Origin of the sequence: Rhizobium favelukesii (genome assembly GCF_000577275.2) — a bacterium.
GTDB classification, from domain to species: Bacteria; Pseudomonadota; Alphaproteobacteria; order Rhizobiales; family Rhizobiaceae; genus Rhizobium; species Rhizobium favelukesii.
The window spans coordinates 1,908,473-1,932,030 of record NZ_HG916855.1 but is presented as its reverse complement, the minus strand read 5'-3'; the positions used below and the strand labels follow the sequence as shown (position 1 = coordinate 1,932,030).

22 protein-coding genes are annotated in these 23,558 nt (G+C 59.4%); 4 read left to right on the top strand and 18 right to left on the bottom strand.

Annotation, left to right across the window (positions count from 1 at the left end; all coding sequences use genetic code 11):
• Positions 1-612: 612 nt before the first annotated feature.
• Entirely contained in the window at positions 613-1,362 is a 750-nt protein-coding gene (locus LPU83_RS72710) for a hypothetical protein (protein ID WP_024315228.1), read from the bottom strand.
• A 412-nt stretch (positions 1,363-1,774) separates the two neighbouring features.
• Between LPU83_RS72710 and LPU83_RS72705 the strand changes: the two genes are divergently transcribed.
• Positions 1,775-3,100, top strand: coding sequence for a sensor histidine kinase (locus LPU83_RS72705; RefSeq protein ID WP_244656166.1), 1,326 nt, complete (start codon positions 1,775-1,777; stop codon positions 3,098-3,100).
• Complete coding sequence (locus LPU83_RS72700; protein ID WP_024315226.1) at positions 3,097-3,750, top strand: response regulator; 654 nt, start codon at positions 3,097-3,099, stop codon at positions 3,748-3,750. The genes LPU83_RS72705 and LPU83_RS72700 overlap by 4 nt, the downstream gene beginning before the upstream one ends.
• Here LPU83_RS72700 and LPU83_RS72695 read toward each other — a convergent pair.
• The 6 genes from LPU83_RS72695 to LPU83_RS72675 all read right to left on the bottom strand — a co-directional run bounded on the left by LPU83_RS72695 (position 3,744) and on the right by LPU83_RS72675 (position 8,691).
• Positions 3,744-4,280 (bottom strand): hypothetical protein, encoded by a 537-nt coding sequence (locus LPU83_RS72695; protein WP_425301962.1) that lies wholly within the window; start codon positions 4,278-4,280, stop codon positions 3,744-3,746. The genes LPU83_RS72700 and LPU83_RS72695 overlap by 7 nt on opposite strands.
• Before the next feature lie 268 nt (positions 4,281-4,548).
• Positions 4,549-5,016, bottom strand: coding sequence for an Lrp/AsnC family transcriptional regulator (locus tag LPU83_RS72690; RefSeq protein ID WP_024315224.1), 468 nt, complete (start codon positions 5,014-5,016; stop codon positions 4,549-4,551).
• 230 nt (positions 5,017-5,246) lie between these two features.
• Positions 5,247-5,393 (bottom strand): hypothetical protein, encoded by a 147-nt coding sequence (locus LPU83_RS73355; RefSeq protein WP_167546233.1) that lies wholly within the window; start codon positions 5,391-5,393, stop codon positions 5,247-5,249.
• Between the two features lie 271 nt (positions 5,394-5,664).
• Positions 5,665-6,021, bottom strand: coding sequence for a DUF779 domain-containing protein (locus LPU83_RS72685; protein WP_024315223.1), 357 nt, complete (start codon positions 6,019-6,021; stop codon positions 5,665-5,667).
• Between the two features lie 58 nt (positions 6,022-6,079).
• A complete protein-coding gene (adh, locus tag LPU83_RS72680) occupies positions 6,080-7,588 on the bottom strand; it encodes an aldehyde dehydrogenase (RefSeq protein ID WP_024315222.1) in 1,509 nt (502 codons plus the stop codon).
• A 143-nt stretch (positions 7,589-7,731) separates the two neighbouring features.
• The gene (locus LPU83_RS72675) at positions 7,732-8,691 is read right to left on the bottom strand and encodes a helix-turn-helix domain-containing protein (protein WP_024315221.1); all 960 of its coding nucleotides are present in this window, start codon (positions 8,689-8,691) and stop codon (positions 7,732-7,734) included.
• Positions 8,692-8,979: 288 nt separating this feature from the next.
• Between LPU83_RS72675 and LPU83_RS72670 the strand changes: the two genes are divergently transcribed.
• The gene (locus tag LPU83_RS72670; RefSeq protein ID WP_024315220.1) at positions 8,980-10,065 is read left to right on the top strand and encodes an ROK family protein; all 1,086 of its coding nucleotides are present in this window, start codon (positions 8,980-8,982) and stop codon (positions 10,063-10,065) included.
• A 22-nt stretch (positions 10,066-10,087) separates the two neighbouring features.
• On the opposite strand, the gene LPU83_RS72665 is transcribed toward LPU83_RS72670, so the two are convergent.
• The 5 genes from LPU83_RS72665 to LPU83_RS72645 form a co-directional block, all read right to left on the bottom strand.
• Complete coding sequence (locus LPU83_RS72665) at positions 10,088-11,311, bottom strand: ROK family transcriptional regulator (RefSeq protein WP_024315219.1); 1,224 nt, start codon at positions 11,309-11,311, stop codon at positions 10,088-10,090.
• 105 nt (positions 11,312-11,416) lie between these two features.
• Complete coding sequence (locus tag LPU83_RS72660; protein WP_024315218.1) at positions 11,417-14,440, bottom strand: alpha-mannosidase; 3,024 nt, start codon at positions 14,438-14,440, stop codon at positions 11,417-11,419.
• A 29-nt stretch (positions 14,441-14,469) separates the two neighbouring features.
• Positions 14,470-15,312 (bottom strand): carbohydrate ABC transporter permease, encoded by an 843-nt coding sequence (locus tag LPU83_RS72655; RefSeq protein WP_024315217.1) that lies wholly within the window; start codon positions 15,310-15,312, stop codon positions 14,470-14,472.
• Positions 15,309-16,241: a carbohydrate ABC transporter permease gene (locus tag LPU83_RS72650; RefSeq protein WP_024315216.1), complete on the bottom strand. Its 933-nt coding sequence runs from the start codon at positions 16,239-16,241 to the stop codon at positions 15,309-15,311. The genes LPU83_RS72655 and LPU83_RS72650 overlap by 4 nt, the downstream gene beginning before the upstream one ends.
• A gap of 88 nt (positions 16,242-16,329) precedes the next feature.
• A complete protein-coding gene (locus tag LPU83_RS72645) occupies positions 16,330-17,682 on the bottom strand; it encodes an extracellular solute-binding protein (RefSeq protein WP_051166667.1) in 1,353 nt (450 codons plus the stop codon).
• 287 nt (positions 17,683-17,969) lie between these two features.
• On the opposite strand from LPU83_RS72645, the gene LPU83_RS72640 reads away from it, so the two are divergent.
• Entirely contained in the window at positions 17,970-18,416 is a 447-nt protein-coding gene (locus LPU83_RS72640) for a GNAT family N-acetyltransferase (protein WP_024315214.1), read from the top strand.
• A 41-nt stretch (positions 18,417-18,457) separates the two neighbouring features.
• Here the strand turns inward: LPU83_RS72640 and LPU83_RS72635 are convergent, their stop codons facing one another.
• The 6 genes from LPU83_RS72635 to LPU83_RS72610 all read right to left on the bottom strand — a co-directional run bounded on the left by LPU83_RS72635 (position 18,458) and on the right by LPU83_RS72610 (position 23,233).
• Positions 18,458-18,709, bottom strand: coding sequence for a hypothetical protein (locus LPU83_RS72635; protein WP_024315213.1), 252 nt, complete (start codon positions 18,707-18,709; stop codon positions 18,458-18,460).
• A 107-nt stretch (positions 18,710-18,816) separates the two neighbouring features.
• Complete coding sequence (locus LPU83_RS72630; RefSeq protein ID WP_024315212.1) at positions 18,817-19,518, bottom strand: TfuA-like protein; 702 nt, start codon at positions 19,516-19,518, stop codon at positions 18,817-18,819.
• Complete coding sequence (locus LPU83_RS72625; RefSeq protein WP_082321377.1) at positions 19,515-20,705, bottom strand: YcaO-like family protein; 1,191 nt, start codon at positions 20,703-20,705, stop codon at positions 19,515-19,517. Before LPU83_RS72625 ends, LPU83_RS72630 begins: the two co-directional genes overlap by 4 nt.
• Before the next feature lie 9 nt (positions 20,706-20,714).
• Positions 20,715-20,930, bottom strand: a complete 216-nt coding sequence (locus LPU83_RS72620; RefSeq protein ID WP_024315210.1) for a hypothetical protein — start codon at positions 20,928-20,930, stop codon at positions 20,715-20,717.
• 20 nt (positions 20,931-20,950) lie between these two features.
• Positions 20,951-22,786: a peptide antibiotic resistance protein gene (locus LPU83_RS72615; RefSeq protein WP_024315209.1), complete on the bottom strand. Its 1,836-nt coding sequence runs from the start codon at positions 22,784-22,786 to the stop codon at positions 20,951-20,953.
• A 3-nt stretch (positions 22,787-22,789) separates the two neighbouring features.
• A complete protein-coding gene (locus LPU83_RS72610; RefSeq protein ID WP_024315208.1) occupies positions 22,790-23,233 on the bottom strand; it encodes a helix-turn-helix domain-containing protein in 444 nt (147 codons plus the stop codon).
• Positions 23,234-23,558 lie beyond the last annotated feature (325 nt).

Here is a 23,558-nt window from a genome sequence, read left to right as displayed (position 1 = left end):
GATTCTTTCCTCAGTTCGTTTCAATAGCCTAAGCGCCGATACGATTGATGAACGGTTAATGCAGTCGTTGTTTCGCCCTGCGGCGATAATTCGCTCTTTTTGCGTAGTTACAGAACTAGCTCGATTCGCGAGATTCGGCAAACCCCTCGAGGAGCCTTGTGCGGTCCATGTGCTGTGACGCGCGCATACGCGCGCCCCATGCTGTCATGCGCGAGGCGCGTGCCGGTCGAATGCCAGCAGAGTTCAGGCGGAACGAGACGTGGCGGTTAGGGAGAAGAGTTGTCCAAGGACACTTCCCTTGCGGTGACACGGGGTATTGCCGGATCAAGAAATGCAAAGGCTCGGGCGTTCTGCCGCTGCCTCGGGTTGCGGCAGCTCGTCGCCGACACACCGATACGGTGATCGTCCAAATGCTGGTGGAAGTCGGATTGCGATGGTGGCTATATCAGGAACGGAAATCGCGACGCCGACTGGCCAGTGGGCCAAGGCGTCGCGATCACTATTGATATTTCGGCTGGCGATTCCATCGCCTATGCCATGCGCCGACCACCAGTGCCGCCGCGGGGCTCCTCATCCGAATGCTGCCGCACCGTGGCCTCGCTCTCAGCAACCTCAGGGCTGCTCTACGATCACGGTCACTGGCGGCGCGTCGCTTTCCACCGGCGCGCTTGCGTCGGGATCCGTCACTGACTCCTCTGTTGGAAGTGTATCGCGAATCTGATCGATCTTTCCGACGGCCGGGCCGACACCCAAGATGTCTTTTGCCTCTTCGAGAGCATCGTCCGTCACTTCGCCACCCTTGGTAAAGCTCGAAAGCGCGTCGCGCAGCGCTTCGTCGCTAAGAGCCGGGTCAGTCGGAATAGCGTCAGGCCCGTTTTCGGCTTCAAACTCGGCGTAGGCCATCACATAGGCCGAAACCGCCGCCATTCGAGGATCGTTGGAGTGCATGTAGGCGTGGTAGTTCCTGTTCAGCGAACTCAGGCTGGCAAAAGAGGCTTCAGGGGCTTTTGCTTTGCTCGTCGTCGCGACCTTGCTTTTCGTTGTCGGTGCGGACTTCTTCTCGTGCGTGAACAACGACTTCAACGTTGGACGATCGCTACTGCTGTTGCTGTTCTTGCTTTTTCCGTGCGAACCGGCGGTGTCAGACTTCCCGTGGCTGGAACTGCCACCAGCGTGGTTTCCGCCGTTGCCGTTGCCGTTGCCGCCCCCATTGCCATTTCCGTTGCCACCTCCGGAATTGCCGTTACCGTTCCCACCCTTCGCATAGGCGACGCCCGACAAGCCCAATGCTGCGCCCCCGACAGGCGCAACCGCAATTGTCAGCGCAATAATGCTGCGTCCAAGAATCGTGGAAATGCTCATATCAACCTCCGGATTTAATACTGCTTTGCAGTACATTGTTCGTATGGCCGGAAAGCATGGTTGCAAGCGGCGGGCTTGAAGCCAGCTTTCCGGCCTGGCGCGGACACACCGCGTTCCAATTCACATCGACGATAGCCTGCGTCGGGCGCCAGTTCCACGCAGGTCAGACCATTGCTCCTCCAGTTAGGACCTAGGTCTGACCTGTCACAGACCAAAGGTCCAAATTCCCGTCCCTGTGACGCGATATTGTTTGACCCATTATCGGAACGAGGTAATTCTGCGGTTCGATGAACTGACGTGCCGCCGCAACTCTGGGCGGCCGATCCCGAGACATCTTGTGCGGCCCCATGAACTCATAAAACGATGGAATTCACAATCGCTGGCCAGGCAGTTCCTACTTACGGGAGGCGCTGTGTCGCTGGTCGCGATGGTGTTGGTCGGCGCATTCGTAAGCAGCCTGATCGAAGAGGCGGTGACCCGAAATTCAGCGGCGTCGACTGCCCTTTACGTCGACAGCGTGATCGCACCGTTGCTGCCTGACATGCTCACGGCAGAGGAGCTCGATGATACGGTCTCTCGCGCGCTCGACGAGACCCTCGAGCAGGGCGCGCTTGGAAACCGCCTGAAGTCGTTCAGGCTGTGGCGCGCAGATGGCACCGTTCTTTATTCGAACGACAAGCGCATGCAAGGCAAGCGCTTCAAATTGAGCGACGACCTCAAGACGGCTTTCTCCGGCAAGATGGTCGCGCAGTTCAATCGCCTGGACGACGGGGAGGACGAAGGCGAGCGGGAAAGTGGCAAGCCTTTGCTTGAGATCTACAATCCCGTTCTGCAACCATGGTCAGGGCAGGTCGTCGCCGTCTCCGAATTCTATGAAATAGCCAACGATTTCCAGCGGAGTCTCAATCAGGCGCGCTTGCACAGCTGGATGGCGGTCGCGGCCTTCACGCTTGCGTTTTTTATCGTGTTGTCGGCCCTCATTTTGAGAGGAAGCAGGACCATCGAAGATCAGCGGCAGGCACTGAGGCGCCGCATTGACGAGCTTTCGGCGCTCCTGTCGCAGAACCAGACGTTGCGAGCGCGGGTCCACCGCGCGTCTCAGCGCGCCACGGCGCTTAACGAGAGCCATTTGCGACGCATTGGCGCCGATCTTCACGACGGGCCGGCACAACTCGTCGCATTCGCCTCGTTGCGACTGGACAGCGATGCGCTGGTCGATCCGGCCACACCTGCATCACTGCGCGAGCGTGAAATCGCAGCCATCAAGGCAAGCCTCGACGAGGCCATGAATGAGATCAGGACGATCTGCAGCGGGCTTGTGTTGCCGCAGATCGAGGCCGCGAGCCTGCCAGAGATATTGGAGCGCAGCGTTCGTGCGCATGAGCAACGAACCGGATCACGCGTTCAATTGAAGATGGCTAACGTGCCCGAGCACCTTTCGCCCTCGGCAAAGATCTGTATATACCGTTTCGTGCAGGAAGGGCTGAATAACAGCTATCGTCACGGCGGCGGTGTAGAACAACGCGTGGTGCAACGCTTGGAGGGTGACCGCATCAGTATCGAGGTTTCAGACGGTGGATCCGGGTTCGATCCCAATGCCGTGGGCCCCACCAGCCTTGGCCTTGCCGGTCTCAGAGAGCGGATTGAAAGCCTTGGCGGCACCTTCCAGCTGCAATCGTCCGCCCAAGGTACCCTTGTCAGCATGTCGCTCAGTAGCGAGGAGATCCCACAAACATGACAGCGCGAATTCGCGTCGCAGTGATCGATGACCACCCGTTGTTCAGGGAGGGGGTAACCCGAAGCCTGTCGGAGATCGACGGATTTGAAATCGTCGCGGAGGGAAGCACGAAGGATGATGCGATAAAAGTGGCGCAGAATCTGCAGCCGGACGTGCTGCTTATGGACATTTCCATGCCTGGCGGCGGCTTGAACGCAATCGCTCCGATCCTCGAAACCGAACCGTCACAGAAGATTGTCATGCTCACCGTTTCTGAGTCCAGCGACGATGTCACGGCCGCATTGAACAGCGGAGCAAAGGGGTATGTGTTGAAAGGCGTCGGCTCCAGGGCACTTGCCGAAATCATCCGGAGCGTGGCTGCAGGCGAGAGCTATGTCGCCCCGACGCTGTCAGCACGGCTGCTTTCCAGTCGTTCTTCGCCTGCTCCGAAGAAATTTTCCGCCATTGCCGCACTGACCACGCGTGAACAACAGGTCCTGCAGCTCGTCGCATCCGGCATGAGCAACAAGCATGTCGCCAGGAAGCTCGATCTTCACGAAAAGACGATCAAGCATCACATGACGCAGATCATGGCGAAGCTCGGTGTCGCCAACCGAACGGAAGCGGCAATTGCGCTTCGCGATGCCATCGATGGGCGCGACAATCAATGAATGAAGGATTCGAGGCGGACTTCATCTGCAGAGGTCGCGCGCCGATTGACGATCGTGCGCCCCCTCGCGTCTCTCATGATGTAGCGGCCTTTCCTGATGGCTTCACTCATGCCGTCGCCGTGGCGAACCTCTATTGCCGAGCTGTCCGTATCACCGACATAAGCCCTCGAGCCATTTCCCGTGGTGGTGCCGCGGTTGGAACTGCCGCCGCTGTTTCCATTGCCGTTACCACCGCTATTGCCGTTTCCCCCGCTATTGCCATTGCCGCTGCCGCCGCTATTGCCATTGCCGCTGCCGCCGCTATTGCCATTGCCACCGCTATTTCCATTGCCGTTGCCGCCACCGTTGCCGCCACCATTGCCGTTGCCGCCACCATTGCCGTTGCCGCCCTTGTCGGCCTCAGCGGTCTGGAGCTTGAGCGTCAGCGAAGTGCCAGAGACCACGACCTTGTAGGGCATCGCTGCCAGCAACAGACCAAGTGACATACGGCACAGGGTCGCAACGAACCTTCGACGTGCGGGCATCATCATTCCTCTGAATTCCACGGTCCTTCCCGATCGTGATCTGGGCAATCATCGCTACCCGATTTGTCCGACGCTGGAATGCACATAGAAAAACCACCCGGCGTAGCATATGGAACTGCCGCGCCACCTTCTCGAATTTGCTCACGTGTCCACCAGACCGTCAATTCGCAATCGCTGCTTTCAGACCTTTCCTTGATAGCCGCAGGACGTTCGTCCAGCCAGCCTTTGGACCAAGGTCCGAGGATTTCGCCAAAGTGCTTGAGAAGCGACGTGCTCAGACCGGCACCGAAGTCGAGTATTTTACGCGCTTCAAGGCGAAATGCGACGACGATGTCGCCACGGCGTGGTGTGTCAGTATCCCTTGCATGAGTAGCCGCTCGTAGTCCTCGACGTCTGTGACGGCCACACGCAGTAGATAGTCCCAATCACCAGACATCGAATAGCACTCGAGTACCTCCTCGTGACTTTCCACGAAACGTTCGAAATCACCTCTGGCGACCGGGTCGTGCGTCTTCATTCGCACCTGGCAAAATACGGTCAGACCGCGACCGACCGCCTCAGGGCGCACGAGGCGGACCGTCGGCCCAAGCATGCCGGCCGCCTCCAGCGCCTTGATGCGGCGCCAGCAAGACGCGCTCGACGCCCCGACCCGCTCGGCAAGCGCGGCATGGCTGAGATCCCCCTCGCTTTGGAGTAATCGGAGAATCTTTCGGTCTACATTGTCGATTTCGGGCACTTTCATCGGAATCTCTCGTTTCGCGATACGTGCGTTTCTCATGATCTGACGCTTCCGTCGAAACCGTGCAGCCAGCCTTGGCTTTGCGCACCATTCTCTTCAGACAGTAGCGCGGTTTATCTCATATGAAATGGCGGAATGGGAAAGCGAAGCCAGAGCACTCGTCGCTTGTCAGTCAGGGAGCTCTCGTGCCCTACTGCCCTCAGTCGCAAACCGGTGCACCGAAGGAACCGATATCAGATCGGCGTCCTGAACAGGGTAAAATAACCCCATGCCGCGACGAACAGTGCAAGAATGGCTGCCGCAATCGCGAGCTTGCGAAGACCTGGTCGAGGCGGCCGCGGGGGCTTCGGACGCCGGAATTGAATGACATTATCGTTCATCTGCTGTTTCTCCCTCGTGCCGCATCATACGCTGTTTCGGGCGAGCCATAGCAGATGTCAAAAAGAAAAAGACGCTCAACCCTTTCGGGGAGCGTCTTTTCTTTCCCGGACAGCGAACGCGACATGTCCCGGAGGGCACGCCAGCAGGCTATCGATACAGGTGATGTGCGTTAGATGGCACCGTTCTTGCCAACGATCAAGTCGGTAAGGACGACTTTTTTGCATCGCCGCTCGGTCGGCCTGCTTGGCAGTGGGTAGATCTGATCGCTCGTCAGGTCGCGGCCGCAAACAGACGGGATCGGGTCAGGAAGCGCTTCTCTCGGCCGTTGTCGAGCGAGAACATGCCGCCACGACCGGGCACGACGTCGATGATCAGTTGCGTGTGCTTCCAGGCCTCGAACTGTGTGGCGCTGATATAGACAGGGACGCCTGCGATCTCCCCGAGCTTGACGTCGTGATCTGCGACAACGAAGTCCCCCGCCGGATAGCACATCGGCGACGAACCGTCGCAACAGCCCCCCGATTGATGAAAGAGGATATCGGGATGATCTCGCCTGATCTCCTCAATCAACGCGATCGCACTGTCTGTCGCTGTGACGCGTGGCTGGTCATTGATCGTCGCTTTCATCATCTCTCTCCTGAAAGCGGCTCGCCCTGTCATGAGAGCGAGCCGGCAAACAGACCTCTCAGAAGAAACCGAGGGCCTTCGGGCTGTAGCTCACGAGCATGTTTTTCGTCTGCTGATAATGGTCGAGCATCATCTTGTGGGTTTCGCGACCGATGCCCGACTGCTTATAGCCGCCAAAAGCGGCATGCGCCGGATAAGCGTGGTAGCAATTCGTCCATACCCGACCGGCCTGAATCTCACGGCCGAAGCGGTAGCAACGGTTGGCGTCGCGGCTCCAGACGCCGGCGCCGAGGCCGTACAGCGTGTCGTTGGCGATTTCGAGGGCTTCCTTTTCTTCCTTGAAGGTGGTTACGGCCACGACGGGTCCGAAGATTTCCTCCTGGAAGACGCGCATCTTGTTGTGTCCTTTGAAGATCGTCGGCTTGACGTAATAGCCGCTGGCGAGGTCGCCGCCGAGATCGCTGCGCGAGCCGCCGGTCAGCACGGCAGCACCTTCCTGCTTGCCAATGTCGAGATAAGCGAGGATCTTTTCCAACTGTTCGCTGGAAGCCTGGGCACCGATCATCGTCGCCGTGTCGAGGGGGTTTCCCTGCTTGATGGCTTCGACGCGCCTGACGGCCTTTTCCATAAAGCGATCGTAGATCGATTCCTGGATGAGCGCGCGGCTGGGGCACGTGCACACCTCGCCCTGGTTCAGCGCGAACATTGCAAAACCTTCCAGCGACTTGTCGAGGAAGTCGTCGTCTTGCGCCATGACGTCGGCAAAGAAGATGTTTGGCGATTTGCCACCGAGCTCGAGGGTCACCGGAATGAGGTTCTGGCTGGCGTATTGCATGATCAGGCGGCCGGTCGTCGTCTCACCGGTAAAGGCGATCTTGGCGATGCGCGGGCTGGAGGCGAGCGGTTTGCCTGCTTCAAGGCCAAAGCCGTTGACAATATTGAGGACGCCAGGCGGCAGCAGATCACCGACGAGTTCTGCCCAGACGAGAAGCGAGGCCGGCGTTTGCTCGGCGGGCTTGATGACGACGCAGTTGCCTGCGGCGAGCGCCGGAGCGAGCTTCCAGGCAGCCATCAGGATCGGGAAGTTCCAGGGAATGATCTGGCCGACGACACCGAGCGGCTCATGGAAATGATAGGCAACCGTGTCGTGGTCGATCTCTCCGATCGAACCTTCCTGGGCACGAATGCAGGAGGCGAAGTATCGGAAGTGGTCGATCGCCAACGGGATGTCGGCGGCCATCGTCTCGCGTATCGGCTTGCCATTGTCCCATGTTTCGGCTTGCGCCAGGAGTTCAAGCTTATCCTCCATGCGCTGAGCAATCCTCATAAGAATGTTGGCCCGTCCGGCAACCGAAGTCCTGCCCCATTTCTCCCTGGCAGCGTGTGCAGCGTCGAGTGCGGCATTGATATCCAGTTCACTGGAGCGTGCCACCTCGCACAGCTTGCCGCCGGTAACGGGCGTGATGTTGTCGAAGTAACGCCCCTCGATCGGCTCGCGCCATTCTCCGCCGATGAAGTTGCCGTATTTCGTCTTGAATGGCGTCTTGATGATTTTCTGATGCAGCATGTGATCCTCCCTTGAAAAGGTCCGGGTTCGGGAGCGAACCGGTGAGAGGAAATCTGCGCGCGTTTTGCAGCGGCAGAAAGCTGCCCTTAAGAGTACCGCAGCGCACACTGTCGCAACTCTGCGACAAAGAGGCGTCAAGGCAGTCAGTGTAGATTGAGTCGCTTCATCTTCCTATGCAGCGTTGCCCGGCTGATACCGAGCGCAACGGCAGCTTGTGAGACGTTTCCACTAGAGCGGGAAAGGGCACGCAGCAAGGCTGCCCGTTCTGCATCGACGAGATCCTCGTTTGCCGAAATGCTCTGCTCCTGAAGCGCATCGGCGGCAGGCAGGCCCGCCGCAATGCGGCTATCGTCCAGCTTTAGGGCCAGACGCGCGGCGCGGGTAGCGCCGAGAACGAGGTCATGTCGATCGACAGCAAGGAGCGCTGCGGTCGGATTGCTCGCGGCAGGCACCATGAGGAAGCGGGCCCCGGCAAAGGCGCTTCTGAACAGATTGATTTCAATGCGCAGGGCGGCGTCACGGGCCATCTGGCCAAGGATCCCGAGTGTGACCTCGTTCACGTCGTCGCGACACGTCGATATGTCGAGTGCGGCGGCCAGCTGGCCGCGGTGGTCGCGGATTGGCGCCGTTGTGCAGCTCAAGGTGATGTTCGAGCAGAAGAAATGTTGATCCCGCAGGATCGTGACAGAACGCCCGTCAGCGATGGCGGTGCCGATGCCATTCGTACCAATGCTGGCTTCGGTCCAGACGGAACCTGTCCAGAGACCCAATTCATGAAAATGCTTGTCATCGCCTGCCACACCGCGGCGTTCGAGCGCAACGCCATTGCTGTCGGTCAAGATTAAGCAACAGCCGCTCTTGCCCACCGTCGCACATAGACGATCAAGTTCGGACAAAGCGTCAGCGATGAGGTTTTCGGAGGCTTGCCGAGCGCTCTTTAACTCCTCGCCGGAAAGGCGAAGTGACACCCGTATCTGCTCCGGGGCAAGCCTATGCATGGCAATGCATCGCCGCCAGGACGCAACGATGGATGAGTTTGCGACAGCGGAATCCCGTTGAGTGCACGTATAGACGTGCTCTGCATGCGCAGTGAGTTCACCCATTGGCTCCTCCAACCAATTGTAGGGCCACCTTGGCGCAAAGCCATGGCTTTGGCAATTCTCGCGCTGCCGGTAGAGCCATCCGCGACGAGCATTGTGATGAGCCAAGTGTCGCAATATTGCGACACTTGGCTCATCACCCACTCGCTGAGACCCGCGGAGCGCCGTCGAACTCAATTTGGTGCCCGAGCAGATGCCATCGGTTCTTGCTGCGATGGGGAAATTGGGGATAGATTTACCTGTTGCGCGTGATTGATCGCGACTGCAGCAGTTGTTTGGGAAGTTGCTTGCTTGAAAACACCACGGCGCCATTCGATCTCAGGCGTAGCCAGGCAGCGGCTCCGATACGATGATCGACCCGGAATCAGTCCGGTTGATATCGCCGAGCATAATTCCCGCACGACCCTTAGGCTCCTTCGGCGCCGCGGCCCACTGACGCGTCGGGAGCTTTCCAAGGAACTGGGCCTGACCGAACCTGCCATCACCGGAATCGTCCGTCGCCTTGCGGTTGCCGGCCTTGTCAGCGAACGCAAGCGCTCCACCACAGGGCATTACACAGCCGCGGAATTTGGCTTGCGTGGCGAAGCCGCCTGTTCTCTCGGCGTGCGGATCGGCAAGCGTGATGGCGAAATCATCCTGATGGACTTTGCTGGCGAGATCGTTCGCCGGCAATCTTTCGAGACGCATGATGATCTCATCGCCACGGCCGCCGATTTCCGCCGAACGGCCGGTCTCGGCACGCTGGTGGGCTGCGGTGTCGCAACCTCGCCTGGCCCCTTCATGGATCGCCATCAGATAAAAAGCGCCCTCACGAGACAGAGCCAAGAGCCTGTCTTCTTGGATGACACGGAGGCCGCGATCGAAGCCGAGCGCGCGCTGGGGACTGGCGACCGGGAAGGTGGGCTGGTCATGATCCTCATCGATTGCTCGGTGCGTGCCGGTCTGCTGATTGGGGGCAGGGTCTTCCGAGGCATCCATGGCCGCGCCGGACAGATCGGCGAAATGCGCTCAGGCGTCGACGGGGCAAGTCTCGACGAGGTGGCGACGCTCAAATCCCTGGAACGCTGTCTCGCTTCAGGCCCGGCCGACAGGGATCGTTGGGTCGCGACCGCGGCCCGTCATCTGCATGAGGCGGTGCTTGCTGTTTCGGGCTTTATAGCCCCCGGTGCCATCCTCATCGGCGGCTCCTTGCCCGAGGACGTCCTGGATGCCGTGGTCGAGCGCATGTCGCGGGAGCGTGACGACAAGATCCGCGACCTTGTCATTGCACCCTGGATTCAACAGGTCAGACGCGCGACGCTTCCCTGGGGGGGTGTCACAGTCGGCGCCGCCTTGCGACCGCTGGACGCAATCACATTGCCGGACACGCGAGAATAGCACCGGACAACTGACGCAGTCGCTACGCAGGCACCAAGTCCGGCGCCTGCAAAGGATGTCCCCCAAGCGGGTTGCGAACCCGCTGCTCCGGTTCCGCGGACGGAAGCCCGAGCCGGTGGGCAAGGGGAATTGCGGCGGCGCCAAGCGCTGCGGCGTCCTCTGATCCTGCCGCCCGGTGTAGCGACGGGGCCTGGGCACCGAGACGGGCAATTTCCTCATGCACATAAAGGAGAAGTTCGTCGATCAGGCGAACAGGAAAGCGGCCACCGATAAGCACCCCTTCGGGATCGACGATCATGCCTATGTTGACCACCGCCTGCGCAATCTTAATGCTGACCTTGCGCAACCATGCACTGACAAGCTTGCGGCCCGTCTCGTCGAGCTCCAGAAGGTCGGATGGCGCCGTCGCCGTGACCCCGTTTTGCTGCAGATGGTCGAGCAGGATGAAGAGCGAGAACATCTCGCCGAGCGGTTGGGTGCTGCCGGCATAGGGACCCTCATCAAAAACAACAGGCAGCCAGCCGATCTCGCCGCCGATACCACTTGCCCCCTTATGCCGGACGCCGTCGATCACCAGACTGCCGCCGAGGCAAGCATTTGCGAGAATGTAGAAGAAGCTGTCGATCTCGGTGCCAAGACCATATTCGATCTCGCCGAGCGCGGCGGCATTGGCATCGTTGTCGATAAAGACCGGATGATCGGACAGAGCCTCCAAAGCACCGCGAACGTCATAGCCATTCCAACGACGGTACTCTGGCGGGAAGCCGATCACCGGCACTTCGCCCAGCCAATCGGGAATGGCGAGGCCGATACCTGCGAGCCGGGTTTCCTGAATGATCTTGCGACGACGAAACGACGAGAGCGCGTCGCCCATGAGCGCGACAAAATCGTCCGGCAACAGAAAGCGCCGCTCATGGTGGATGCGCCCACGGACAGTGCCGACGCCGTCCACGGCAACGATCGTCAGGTGATCGCGATCGACGTTCGCACCGATTGAGAAGACGCCTTCTGGATCGATCTCCAGTTCGATGGCAGGCTGCCCCCTCAAACCGCGTCGACGCCGTGCCTCCATGACGAGGCCCTCGTCGAGCAGGCGCTCGACAATGCGCGTCACCGCCTGTTTGGTGAGCCTCGATTGCGCGGCAAGTTCCGTGCGCGAGATCGGGCCGCCGCGCTGGATCGAAGAAAGGATCATGGCGCGGTTCGCGGCCGCAGCCTGCTCCGTGTTCGAGCCCGACACCAACACCAACACCTTCCGCCTCCCTCCAGCACACCCAAGCTTGCGCAAGACTATGTGATTGGATCGAATAGGAAAAGGGACCAACGCCAGCCCGTTCCGCCATTGCGCTGTTCAAGCTCTTGCAATCCGCCAGCTCTTGACCTCGAAGGGCATCAATCCTGTCGCCGGCGTGTCGGCCATCGGTTCTTCCAGGATACTGACCGATCCTTGGTTGCGCCAATTGGATGGGAGCTTCAGATCGAATGATCCGCGGCGACCGGCCGGTTCGTAGACGCGCACGATCAGTCCGTCGCCGTCTTCCACAGGTTTTATAGCCGAGAGTGCCGCATCGATCCCCGTCACCCCAAGTGGTTGCCAGTTGCCGATCGCGCGTCCTGCCACGGGTAGTGCCAAGAGGGGCTGGTTCAGGTCTTCGGCTTCCTCCCGGACCCCGCCGTCGTACCACGTGCCGTCGTGCGGCATCAGCGCATAGGTGAACGCTTGCACCCCCTCATCAGCAAGCGGATCGGGATAGATTGGCGAACGAAGGAGCGAAAGACCAAGGACATTGCCTCGAATGCTGTGTCCATACTTGGCGTCGTTGAGTATGGCCACGCCGAAGCCCGGTTCCGAAAGGTCGGCAAACCGGTGGGCCGGCGCCTCGAACATCGCCGCGTCCCACGGGGTATTGGAGTGCGTCGGCCGCTCGACCACGCCATAGGCGCATTCGCAGGTTGCGCGCGCATTGCGAACGGCCACCCCCGTCTGCGACCGCAGGAAGGCACGACGGTCATGCCAATCGAGCTCGGTTTCGATATCCAGCCGCCGTGCGTTGGCGCCAAGCGACAGCACTTGCGTGATGCGCGAATGCCGCCATGTTCTGACAATCTTGATCGCCACGCGGTTCGGTCCGTTGTCAATCACCTCGAGGCTGTCGAGTGCGGTGATCTCTTCGCCGCGCGCGGCGTAGTCCTCCTCGACATCCCACGCATCCCAATTGCGAGGTTTGTCTGCCGGATAGACGAACAGACGGTTGCCACCGTCCTGCAAGGCTTCGCGGGCAGTCGGCTTGTGGACAATGCTCGCGATCGAGCCATTCTTGGCCAATGTTACCTTAAGGACGGCATTTTCGAGATGCTCGCGGCTGACGGAAAGGCCAGGCGCAGGCTCGAGCGCTTCCGCACCGATGACGGCAATGGCGAGCGGCGCGATCACTGTTTCGGATGAGATGATGGTCCCGTCGTGAAGCATGAGCCGCACCGGCCGTGCCGACAGGGATGGATTGACAACGAGCAGGTTGTTTCCGGTGCCCGCCGGCAACTGCTTGGCGATTGCCTCCATCGCCTTGGCCTGGGCTGCCTTGCCCTTGGCGACAACCGCTTCGAGTTCGTCGGCGGCATCGACGTAGACCTCCGCGATCGACGAACCCGGCAGAATATCGTGGAACTCGTTCTTCAGGACGACGCGCCACTCCGGCTCCATCGATTTGGACTGGGCGGCACCCAACAGGTGGGCCAGCCCAAACAAGGTCTCGGCGGTAATGAGACTGCGCTCCGCCTTGCGGTGCAGTCGCTTTACCACGCTCTGGCTGGTCAAGGTCGCGCGATGCAGCTCGAGATAGATCTCTCCGCGCCAAGTTGCCAAGTCCTTCTTGGTTGCACTTTCATGCGCGCCCTTGAAGAAGTCGTCGACCGTCGTCCACCGCGCCTTCGGCAGGGTGGGAAATGCCCGCAGCTGCTCCTCGCGTACGATCATCTCGGGTGTGACGCCGCCACCGCCGTCGCCGTAACCGACCGCAAGCAGGGTGGTGTCGTGCTTGTCCTTGTCCTTGAAATTCCGCCAGGTCGGAACAAAGCAATCCGGTCGCACGAAGCCATTATAGCCATGCATCGGATTGTCGAACGTATGGGCAAGAACCCGACTCCCATCAAGGCCCTCCCACCAGAAGAGATCGGAAGGGAACTTGTTCGTTTCCGACCAGTTGACCTTGATCGTGAAGAAGCTGTTCATGCCACCCTGGCGCAACAGCTGCGGAAGGGCGCCGGAAAAGCCGAAGCAGTCAGGCAACCAGCAAACGCTGTGACGAACACCGAATGTCTTCTCGAAATAGCGCTGTCCATAGAGAATCTGCCGGCTGAGGCTTTCGCCGGTCGGCATGTTCGTATCGGGCTCTACCCACATACCGCCCACTGTCTCCCACTGGCCTTCTTTGGCGCGCTCGATAATCCGCTCCAAAAGTGCCGGATCGTCCTCCGCAATCTGCGCGTAAAAATGCGCGGTCGATTGATTGAAACGAAAATCGGATGACTGCTCCATCAGGGAAAGCGCTGTATGGAATGTTCGGCGCATCTTTCGCCGCGTTTCGCCATAGGGCCAGAGCCAGGCAAGATCGATATGCGCATGACCCGTCAACGCGATCTCGCCCTGCGGCGGGAACCGTTCACGCAGTTGCATCAGTTGCGCAAGCAGCGTCTCATAGGCGGATACCACGCTGGCGCGCTCGGCCTGATTGAGCCCTTCCGGCGCCGCCGCCAATGGCGGCAGCTGCCAGATCTTCTGCTGCATTGGCGAAGGCGCCGTGCGTGCCACATAGGCAGCGGTCGCCGAGGGCCATTCCAGGCCGCGCATCGCATCCTCGGCGATATCAAGCAGATGCGCAACAACGTCGTGCTGGTCGAGAATATCGACAGCCTCGCAGATCTGGCGCAGAAGCAGCCAGAGATTGTCGACCGCCGTGTCCAGCCAGATCAGCGCCGCGCGCTCCAGTTTCGGAGCGCGTACCGGCTCGCCGAACGGCAGGCGTGCCACCGTCTCCGACAATATTTTGATATCGCGGGAGGGGAGGAGAAATTCGCGGTGATAGGGATCGAGACCGAGCCTCTTTTCATTGCCCGCCTCATCGGTGATCGTGATCAGGCTTTCTCCGCCAAGATCGAGCAAAAGGCGGGCATCTTGCAGCGGCCAATGGTCGGGAAGTCTGGCGGTCGCGGCAAAATGAACGGTACCGTCGCTGTGCGGCCAGGGCGCCCCGATGGCAATTGGCTCTGCGCCAAAGGTCCAGCCATCGACCTGGGCCGTTTCGCGCGAGCGCCAATGTTCGAGTTCCGCAGCACGGATACGGATGCGTTCAAGACGTTGCGGCAGCGTAAGCGTCATAATGATAATCCTGCGATTTGAAACAAGGATCAGCCCTTGACGGCACCTGCCGTCATTGCGCCGAGGATGAGACGTTGGAGAGAAAGAAAGGCAACGATTGCGGGAACGACCGATACGAGGCAGGCGGCCGCCAGAAGCTGAATGGAGGAATCATTCTGCGTCCCGGCATATTGAAAGATTCCGACACCAATCGGCATCAGCGATTCCTTGCTGATCAGAAGGAACGGCACGAGGAACTGCGACCAACCCGCGATCACTGTGATGATGAAGGCCGATGCGATACCGGGTGTCGATAGCGGCAGTATGATGCGCCAGAAGACCGCGAAATGGCTGCATCCGTCGATCAGCGCCGCCTCGTCGAGGCTGCGGGGGATGCCGTCGATGAAACCCTTCAGGATCCAGGTCACCATCGGCACAGCAAGCGCGATGTAGACCATGGTTGCCCCGAAGTGGCTGTCCGTCAGACCGATTGCGGCCATGTAGCGATAGAGCGGGACCATGATCACGAGTGGCGAGATCATCTGGAAGGCGAGCAGGACCATCATCCATGGGCCTTTCCCACGGATCGGGAAGCGCGAAAATGCATAGGCAGCCGGCAACGCCACGACAAGGCAACCAATGGCGCTTGATGTCGACAGGATCAAAGCGTTCCAGAGATATCCGGCAAACTTGTCGGACGACAGAATGGTCGTGAAGTTATCCAGCGTCGGGGCTTTCGGAATGAACCGGCTGACGCCCAGAAACACCTCCTTTCGCGTCCTGAGCGCGAGCGAAAGCAGCCATAGCAGCGGCCAGGCGAAAAACAGGAAGGTGACGGCCAGAAACACGTAGCTGAAGAGATCGCCCAGCCGATCCTGACGTGAGGTTCTCATACCGGCTCTCCCCGTGGCAGGAAGCGCGCATAGACAAGCGCAAGACCAAGACTGATTAAAAGCATCAGGATCGACAACACAGCGCCGGCCGCGAGATCATAATTGCGGAACACGACATTGAATGTGTAGAGCGAAAGCACCTCGGTTGCCCGTCCAGGTCCGCCGCCGGTCAGCGAGATGATGGCATCGAACGTATTCAGCGTTTGGATGGTGATCAGGATCATGTTGACCAGGATCGCAGTGCGTAGCTGCGGCAAGGTGATGTAGATCATGCGTTGCCAGGCATTGGCGCCGTCGATCTCGGCCGCCTCGTAAAGTTCGGGATCGATCGCTTTAATAGCCGCATACATGACGACCATCGAAAAGGCTGTGCCGCGCCAGACGTTGGAAATGACGACGGACCACATGACCATATCGGGATCGGAAAGCCACTGTACCGGCGCAGCCCCCACCATTCGCAGCAGACTATTCAGCCCGCCAAACGGCGCTTCGTTGAACAGCATCTTCCAGATGATGCCGCCGGCAATGCCAGGAACGACCCATGCGACAAGCGCCGTTGTTCGCACGATGGTGGATCCAAACAGACCACGATCCTCGCTGCGCACAACCACCTGAGCGATGAAGAAGCCGAGCACCTGTTGTGCAACGACGCTGGACGCCGTGAATACGAAGGTCACCCAAAGGATCTGGACGAGCTCGGGCCTCGACAGTGTGTGGATGATGGTCTGCAGCGTGTATTGCTCATCGGCGCCGACGAGCGAGACATTGGTGAATGCAAAGCGGAACACGTCGATCAGAGGGTAGAGGTAGAAGATGCCGAGCACCAGAATGAGCGGAACGAGCCAGGGCAGGGGCGATGGATTGCGCCGGCGCGCGTTACCCACGCCGAGCCGTTGGGGACGCTCGGCCGCAATGGAAGCATTCATCATCGGTCAGTCCGGTCCATTGTCCTAGAAGGATGGCGTCCAGTCATGACCGGTGGCGCAGATGAGGGGCTCTGCGCCACCGATCGCTCGCTCAGCTTCGCTTGAAGGCGCTGAGCGAAGCGCTGAAAGCCTCGTCCACGGCGGCTTCGGTCGCCTGTGTGCCTGTCAACACCTTGCCCATCATGATCTGGATCTGGTTCGAGATCTCGGGATAGACCGGCGCCCCGGGCCTTGCCTGACCAACCTTGAGGGCGGCAGCAAATGTCTTGTTTGCCTCGCTCGAAAACACCTCGTACTTGTCATAGAGGTCAGCGCGTGTGGGCAGTTGCTCCTGCAGCGCATTGGCCGGCCCCATATAGATCTCGCGGGCAAGGTCAGCGCAGACCTTGATCTTGGCCGGGTCTTTGCTGAACGCGGCGACGGTCCAGCCACCCGTACCGGTCGAGCGCTGATCCGCCGTCGGTCCGGGAAGCGGAGAGAAACTCCACTTCGCGAACTCTTCCGGATCGAGAGCCGTCTTCAACTGGGCATATTGCCAGTTGCCGCCGACGAAAAGTGCCGTCGTGCCCGCCGCCGCGGCAGCATTGAAGTCGTCGTAGCTGCCAAGCGTCGCGACCCGCTTCGGCGCCGCTCCCGATTCAACCAGATCGCGATAGTAGTTGACAGCCTTGATGAACTTCTCGCGGTTTTCGCCTTCGCCGAAGATTGGCTTACCCTGGTCGTCGACCAGCCTGCCGCCCTGTGCCCAGAAATTCGCCAGCCAGTCAAAGGTCGTTCCTTCGTAGCGGCTACCATTGAACAGAATGCCTTCCATGCCCTGTTTGACCGATGATAATCCCGCCTTCTTCAGGTCATCCCATGTCTGGGGAGCATCCGGAACGATTTCCTTATTGCGATAGAGGACACGCAGATCCGTCGACCACCACCACGCGTAGATGTTGCCATCGGCGCCAGTTATGCCGTCACGGATAAACGGAAACAGTTGAGCGATCTCATCCTTGCTGAAATAGGGCGAGAAGGATTGAAGCACGCCGGCCTTCTTAAACAGCGGCAGAACGAAGGAGTCGACCGCTGCACAGTCCGGAGCCTGACCCGACTTGGCCTGTTCGAGCATGCGCGCCTGTTCCTGCCCGATGTCGCCGGACATCATCTGCAGCTCGATTTGCCAATCGGGACGCTTGGCAATGAAGTCGTTGAACAGTTTGCCATAGCCTTGCGCATAAGCCGGTTCGTTGTTGCGCGGGCCATCCGTGGTCATGCGGAAAACCATCTTGTTTGGCGCATCGGGTTTGCCGACGATGTCACCTGTGATGGTGTCTTGAGCCATACTGAGCTGCGGCAGCGTGAAAATCGTGCTGGCAGCAAGCGCAAGCGTGATTGCCTTGTTCCTCACCCTATGTCCTCCCTGGTCAGGATCCGGTCCGAGCCCTTTGCCTCCACACATCGAGCATCCAGATCCGACGATTAGATTAAGTCACTTTCTTTTGGTGTCAAGGAGAGCCCGTTGGTATCATTCCCGCTCCCGACGCTCATCGCCTTCAACGTCGGCGTGCAGATGCGACTACACAAAGCAAAAAACCCCGTCGTTTCAGCGAAGACATTCGCGCAAAGCGCGTGTCACGATGAAGTCACAACACGGCCCGTCAGGCCTGTGCTTTAACGTCGTGGGGTAGAATGAACAGGAAGGCGTCCACAAAGCGCGTCATGCGCGACTGTGGCGACAGTGAATAAATGCCGATCATTTATAGACGCATGACCCGGGACGAGGCGCTACAGAGCGCCGATATCATCGTACAGGCCTACGCCAAGCAGCCCTGGCACGAAGAATGGTCCACCCAGAACGCAATCTTTCGCATAGACGAATTGACGACGACGCCGATGTGCCTGGCTGTCGCAGCGTTCGACAAAGAGCGGCCGATTGGCTTCGCCTTCGGCCTCCCACACACGTCTGTGATGGGTCGCGGGATTCACGTTGCGGAAATAGCGATAAGGCCGCAGCATCAGCGCTCCGGAATCGGTTCCCGCCTATTGAATCGATTGGAGGAGGAAGCGCGCATCATGGGCTACGTGCACGTGTGGCTCGTCTCTCGCAGCACCGGCGGCGTTGCGGAATACTACAAGAGCAATGACTATCAGCAGTCCGAGAAGCTCTGTGTCTACTCGAAAAAACTGACATAGGCCGGCGCACGCGCCGCCGGCCCCCGCCTGTGCGGGTCATGTCAGTTCAAGCATGGCGCCCTGTTGGAAAACAACACATCCGCCAGTCCCTCATGCGGACCGTCACCAATTGCACGCAGAACCTCGTTAAGCGCCAGGCCGAGACAGTGCATTGCGCCCACCAGATCAACATCTTCGGCCGCATATTTTGCGTAACTAATCATGCGCGCCAATGCGACGAGTTCATCCAAGTCGTCGGAAGATCGCTCACTGCTACCCAGGTCGATCAGTCTGTCTGTCGATGCTCCACTCATCTCTGTTCTCCCTCGAACAGGCGAGAGAATATTCAGCACACGCGCAAAAGGCCCGTGAAAAACACGTGACACACGTTATTGTTGCATTCCGTGCCGCAATCTCCAAATTATTGCTTTTGCGACAAGACAAAGGTCTCGTTGAATTGCCACGCTCGTTCGCTCGGGGATGGGGGGTGATCGTCTGCCAAAAGAACCGCATCAAGAACGGCGAGAGCGTCGGCCCGCTTCTGATCGACCTCGTTCGATCGCAGCAGCGACAACAACGACTGCTTATCTGCCGAAACATCCGCACTTGCCACGATCGCGCTCCAGGTCCGCATCTTGAAGAACAAATTTCCCGCAGCTATTTCGAGCTCCACGCGATGCTCATGCCTGAGCATCTGGCGGTTCTCCAACGCATCGAGTGTCGCCCTGACATTGACCAATGGAACGGTCAACGCCTTATATGCTAACTCGATCGGTCCATGCAGCAGCGCTACATCTGCGTCGTCGACAGTCGCCCCCGTCGCATACTCGCCGTAGATGCGGCCAACGCCGACCATACCGAAAATCCCACATTCGGCAGCACGTAGCGCGCCCATGCTCGCACCCCCGAACACGCGGACCTGTCGCGAAAGTGCATAGAGAATTTCCTTGTGCCAGACGGGCGCTGTATATTCGAAGCCGCCATCGATGATACCGATCACCCGCGCACCCTTTTGTACGGCCGCCAGCACGTCGCCTTGAACGGCAGGCGGGCATATGGTGACCTCATCACCGACGAGAACGGCTGCATCAGAAAGGCTCGGCCCGACAAACACGACTTTCATGAAAACACCGCCTTTGCGATCGCGCGGGCGCCAAAGCGACGCGCCCGAGCGCCCTCGGGATTTTCGAGCCCGGGAATGAAGACTTTGACGACATGGAACGGAAGAGCACCATCGGTGAGCGGCAGCGCGATGACTGGCGCGATTTCTCGCTCGCGCAAAGCATTGAAGACCTCATCGAGGTGCGGTCCGACGCCGTGCCGCTGTGAGGCCGCAATAGTGCTGCAAACGACCGGCATGGCATCAAGGGCGCGCACGGTCTCGGCGGGCGCAGGCCTTTGAAACACGTCCTGCGATAAGTCGTCGCGTGCGCCACTGATGTAGGTGATCCTCGATTGAACCGCCTCGGTCATTGCCCGAACCGCCGCCCGAACAGGCGACGGGTGCGCGCCGCTGCCGCCTGTCACTTCAACAAAGCGGATGTTGCCGTCGCGTCGCTTCGAGGGCCCGACTACGGCGGTGACACAGGGAACGGCAATGTCACTCGTCATATCAAACAGGCGCATGGCCAGCCCCGCCGTCTCAATCTTTGACACGAGTTTATCGACCAGTGGATCATCGAAGCTCACTGGATCGATACAACGCGCGAACCGATCCGCTTCGCTTGCGATCTGCCAAAGGCAATATGCATCGCGCTCGATACGCTCGAGTACCCCGTGCAAAATGGCCTCCTGTGGGGTATTGCCGGAGGCGAGGCCATCGGACGACATCCAGAAGCGGTTGCGGCGCGTTCGATCCAGAAGCGCCGCGTCGAGGGGAACATAAATCTCCCGATCAGTCAGGAGATCCTTGCCGAGCGCCCAGTCAACCGGTTCGTCCAGCCGAATATCGCTCTCGTGACGGCCGATCAGGCAGGCAAGCGTATCAAAAGCAAAACCCGCCGCCCGCAGATCATGAGCCGAGGTGCGGAACGTTGGAATGGCTGGCCTGTTGGCAACGACGCGCTCCAACGCTTCCATGACGGCCGAAGCCTTAGCGTCGTCATCCGTCAAACCCTTACCCTGGGCGATCGCAACCGAACGCCCGTTTGGGACATAAGCACACCACACCGGGATGCCGATGTTGTCCAGACCGGTGTGGCGGGCGATACGGGTTATGCCGAAATCCGCAAGAAATGGTGCGGTTCGAACGAGGGTTTCGGATGGTGAAACCGTGCGGTCAGAATAGGCGGCACGTCTACGCGCGGTCAGCGTGCGCTCTCAGCTTTCGACGTGACCGGAGAACGCCGCTTTCGCGGTCGAGACCGCCACCGCGAAGTCCACCTTCTTGACGACGGTGGCGCCCGCCTTTCGCAGCTCGGCAACCTTCGCCAGTTCACCGGCTGCGGCATCGAGTTGCTTGACGGTGCCTGCATCGAGGTCCGCAATCCAAAGCGTCGCGTCCCCTGCAATACCAAACACAACTGCCCTTGACATGATGTTCCCTTTCGTTGGTGTTAAAATCCAGCTTTCAAAAGCCCCTCTCTGTAGAGATCTTTCTGCCATTGCTCCTTGAAGGGCACGACCGAGAGCCATTTTTCCACATCGAAGACGGGGTTCAGAGTTTCCGCACGCTGCCGATAGAACTGCGCACGCCTGCGGTCGCCAATCATTGCACAACTCGCAGCAGCAATGCGGTGGGCCGGCGCCTTGTCCTTCATGGCTTCCACATAGGCGATGGCGTCGTCGTACTGCTCGAGAAAGTAGCTTGCGCCGGCAGCACACCAAAGATAGCTGTCCGGCGATAAGGGATTGAGCGAGATCGCCTTCAGGATCTTTGTCAGCGCCTCCTTCGGACGGGAGGCATGCACCAGCGTGTCGGCGTGGCTATAGATCACGTCGGCAAAATGCGGGCTCAGTTCCTCCGCGTGGCAAAGCGCTGCCACGCTCTCGTCAACGTCGCCGAGATAGAGCTTTGTCACGCCGAGTTCCCGGTAGCCGCTGGCGAAACCATCGTCGCGCTCTATTGCCTTCAACGCATTCTGCTCAGCAAGGCCCAACAGTTCCTCATTGCCCTGGGCAGTCACCAGCCACTCGCTGGTATAGGTCCGTGCCAGGCCTGTAAAAGCCGGCGAAAAGTCGTGATTGTATTTCAACGCCTCCTTGAACGCTGCTCTGGCCCTGCGAATGTGGGGCAGCGTCAGCTTGCCCATCAGGCTCGCACCAACGAGATAGGCATGATAGCACTGCGGGTTGGCCTCCAGGCTCAGCCGAGCTTGCTCGTTCCTGGCAAGTTCATCCGCGACAGACGATGACAGGTGCTCGGCAATGAGCCGCCGCTGGGTCGGCAGCGTTGCAGCGGTCATGGGAAAGCGGGTCGCCCAGATGATTTCATCGGTCGGAAAATAGACAAGCTGAGCATACAGACCTTCGCCTGAAAGTCTCGTATCAAGGAGATAGGAGATAGAGTGACGAGCGATAACGGCGGCTTTGTCGGAGTCGCGGCGAATTTGCTCGGCGGTATGGGGTGCAACAATGGAAATGTTCCTGAGCGCGCATAGCTCGATCGTCACATCCTCGATCAGCGCACTGGCAAGCGAGAGCCCGACAACGCTGCCCTGTGATGTCGGAGGAAGCAAAACCAGTCGCGGCAGGCTCGACGCGGGCCGGGGTTCGGGCTCCGGGCGGTTTGCATTCCGCACCTCCGCCGGCACCGCATAATTCCGCGTTTGCCTGTCGCTTGGCGCCAGCACGTCCGGGCCAGCAACGCCAGGCAGCCCGCGAAGGATCGCCCGGAGCGGCTCGTCGCTCGGCTCCTGCTCCAGCAACTGCAAGGCAGCGCCGGAGACGGTTCGGTAGTCGTCGGTGCCCTGTGCAGACGGCGCCGCCTCCAAGAGCATCTGCCGCAACTTGACCCTGTGGCCGCGCTGCTCGCGCGCGATCCAGCTGTCGATCGCCTTGCTTGCTGAGCGAACATTGCCGGCGAAATCACGCTGAAGTAGGTCGCTGCTGGCTCTCAGCCTGTCCATCGGCGGCATTGCCTCGTCGAATATCTCAACATCGATGGAAAGGAGGCGCGCCTGCAACTCGATCGACACCGCAGTAATCTTAAGTGGCGCGGCCTCACTGTCATCGATCTGGCGAATACGGGAGATGAGCTTACGCAGATTAAGGCCGGCCTGATCGGGCTCGGCATCCGACCATAGGAACGCAGCGACCTCTTGGCGGGTGAGGGCGTGCCCCTTGCATGTGAAGAGATAGGCCATCGTCAACAGCGCCTTGGCAGGATAGCCGACCGCATTGCCCGCCTCATCCGTCAGACGCAGTTCGCCAAATGTTTGGAGACGCAGCACCGGCTATCCTCTTGTTACGTCCGCCCGTTCCCAGCTCTCATGCTCATCCGTGACCGATTGCGTGGAGCCAAGGCTCCTTGCAAGTGCAATCAGCTTTCGACGAATATTCGGATCTTCGATCGCGATGAAGGCACGCGTCAGCGCCAGACCCTCCTTCGAAGCGATGAAATGCGCGACTTCATCGGTATCGGCGCTCAAACGCAGGCCCGCCGTGTGCGCCTTCTCTTCATCGAAAAAGAAGCCAACGGGCACGCCAAGGACTTCTGCAATGCGCTGCAGCCGGCTTGCTCCGATGCGGTTGACACCCTTTTCGTATTTTTGCAGCTGTTGGAACGTAATCCCTAAGGATTCCGAAAGGCTAACCTGGCTCAGGCCAAGTAGCTTTCGCCTTAACCTGACACGCTCACCCACATAGGCATCAATAGCGTTTGGAGTTTTGGCCTGCATGGCGTCCCCCGTTTCCTCGTGTCAGACTGGCATTATGCTGAGATCTATAAAAAATACAACCAAGAGTAAATTTATTCAAGGAGCTAATTGCTGCCGGCGGCGACATTTTGCTGTGGCGTTGCGATTTTACCCCATGCGGAGGAAATTTAGCCAAGTCCGATGCATTGAGGCAGCAAATATTGCCGACCTTGAGCGGTATATATTTCGACTGCTCTATTCATGGTAGTGTCACGTCGATTTCACAGGCTGTTCCAGATTTTTGCGACTATAGTCCAGGCACGGTTAAGTTGAAGCTTTGGTGCCGTCTTTACGGAGGCTACAGGCG